Raw genomic sequence first — 2,360 nt, 5'->3', positions numbered from 1 at the left:
TGTGTATGGCAAAATAAAAATGCAGAGCTTTGCAAAGGAAAAATGCAGAGTCCTTCACTAATTTTGTGCAAAAAAAATAGACTTGCCAGTCACCCCAAGTCCCCGCTACATTAATTGTGTCGAAGCAATTTTGTAGTGGAGGTTAAGAAAGGATGCTAGCAATGTCTGATATTAATTGTATCAAAAAGTTAAGAAATGAAAAAGGTCTTTCAATCTCTGAGATTCAAAGAACTATGAAAATAAATTGGAGAACCGCTAAGAAGTATGCGGATGAAGATCAAATACCGCAGGAAAAATTATTTAAAAAGAAAGGAATGATGTATGAAGAGAAATGGGGAGAGATTGTATCAGATTGGCTATTTGAGGATTCAAAATTAAAGAAAAAGTCCAGAAGGACAAAGAAGCAAATGTTTGAGGAATTAAAGGATTTAGGGTTTCAGGGATCTTATCGAACGGTTTGTTACTTTATCTCTGAATGGAAAAATACACATCAAGAGGAAAAGGACAACGGTTATGAAAGATTAGAACACCCTCCGGGTGAAGCACAAGTGGATTTCGGAGTTATGGAGGCAGTTCAAGATGGAGAAATTGTCGATATTCATGCTTTAGTGATGTCATTTCCGAATAGTAATGCAGGTTATTCAGTGCCTTTACCTTCTGAAAATCAAGAATGCTTTCTATACGGCCTTAACATTCTATTTAAACAAGTTGGAGGAGTACCAAAAAGGATAAGGATAGATAACTTAACTCCAGCAGTCAAAAAAACTAGAACAAAAATTGAAGAAGCCCAACTAACCGATGAATTTATACAATTTCAAAACTATTACGGCTTCGACGTTCAGGTATGTAATCCTCGCAGTGGGCATGAGAAGGGAAATGTAGAGAATAAGGTAGGGTATGTACGTTATAATTTCTTTACTTCGGCACCAATCATGGAAAGTTATGAAAGTTTGACAGATCAATTATTTCATAGATTGGAAGCTGATCGTAATAGAATCCATTACTCTAAAAACGTACGGATAGAAGATTTATGGCAAGAAGAAAAGAAATATCTACTCGCATTGCCTGAAAAGCCATACCCTGTGTTTAAAGAGGAATTTGTTAAAGTTAATAAATACAATGAAATAAAAGTTGATCAGTCGTTAATTCATGTACCAAAGGGTGCCAATTATAATCAGTTACAAATGATACTCACATGGGATCAATTAAAAATTGTTTCACCTAACGGTGAAATATTATTGGATGACTATCGCCCATATATGAAAAAACGTAAAGCTTTACCATGGCTATCCATCATTAAGACATGGATTCAAAAACCGCGAGTAGTGGAATATTCCCGCTACACTAAGTATCTACCAGGAAGAGTTAAGGAGTTTTTGTTAGTTGATAACTTGATTATTCGTCGAAAAAGATTAAATGGCTTAGCAAATTTATTAGTTACTCATGATATGAAGGGTATTAATGAAAATTTTTATGAATTAATTGCGGAGGAAAAGTTGCCTGGTGAAAATGATCCATATGAGGTAGATTGGATTAAATATGATTCATTAGCCCCTATAGAGGAGGTCGCCAATGAAACAAAATATTAGAGAAATCTGCAAAACTTTAAGACTAGCTTATGTTGCGGATGTATATGAAAAAATTAGTTTTGAAAATCCAGAGCAATTCCTGTATGGGGTACTTGATGAAGAATTAAAATTAAGAGAAAATGCCAAAATTAATCGGTTAATGAAAAAAGCTAAATTCTTAGATAAAAAAAGCCTACATACTTACGAGTGGACCGAACAGATTCGGTTCCCTCCCCATTTAACTAAAGAGGAATTGTGTAGTTTAAAATTTATTGAAAACCGACAAAATATAGTTTTAGTTGGTTCACCAGGAACAGGTAAGACTCATTTAGCTACAGGATTAGGTAGAAAAGCTTGTGAACGAGGGTACGAGGTCCGCTTTTATCGAATTGCACACTTGGTTGAGGAATTAGAACAAGCATTGCATAATCACCGTTTATCAGTATTTAGAAAGCGCATGGAGAAGGTAGATTTAGTTATTTTAGATGAAATGGGTTATTTACCATTTAGTAAAGAAGGAGCTGAATTATTATTTCAAATCATTTCGGAGTTTTACGAGCAAAAAAGCGTGATTATTACATCCAACTTGGAATTTAGTCAATGGAACAAAATATTTACAGACTCTCGATTAACAGCAGCGTTAGTGGACAGACTAATTCATCACGCTCATATTATTTCATTTCATGGTGAGAGTTATAGACTGTCCCACGCACTGTCAAAAAGAAACTAATTGGGTGGCAAACTTCTGCATTTTTAATTGCATTTTTCTGCACTTTTCTATTGCAAAATACA

At 34.5% G+C, this 2,360-nt stretch carries 2 protein-coding genes; both read left to right on the top strand.

Annotated elements, in window-relative coordinates; genetic code table 11:
• Window positions 1-161 precede the first annotated feature (161 nt).
• On the top strand, window positions 162-1,589 hold the full coding sequence (gene istA / locus ACH0B5_RS17920; RefSeq protein WP_338322908.1) for an IS21 family transposase: 1,428 nt from the start codon (window positions 162-164) through the stop codon (window positions 1,587-1,589).
• Window positions 1,573-2,298: an IS21-like element helper ATPase IstB gene (gene istB / locus ACH0B5_RS17915; RefSeq protein ID WP_122973751.1), complete on the top strand. Its 726-nt coding sequence runs from the start codon at window positions 1,573-1,575 to the stop codon at window positions 2,296-2,298. Before istA ends, istB begins: the two co-directional genes overlap by 17 nt.
• Window positions 2,299-2,360 lie beyond the last annotated feature (62 nt).

It is taken from the genome of Ureibacillus sp. 179-F W5.1 NHS (genome assembly GCF_045369345.1).
Classification (GTDB): Bacteria; Bacillota; Bacilli; order Bacillales_A; family Planococcaceae; genus Ureibacillus; species Ureibacillus halotolerans.
This window is presented reverse-complemented; position numbering and strand designations above follow the sequence as displayed.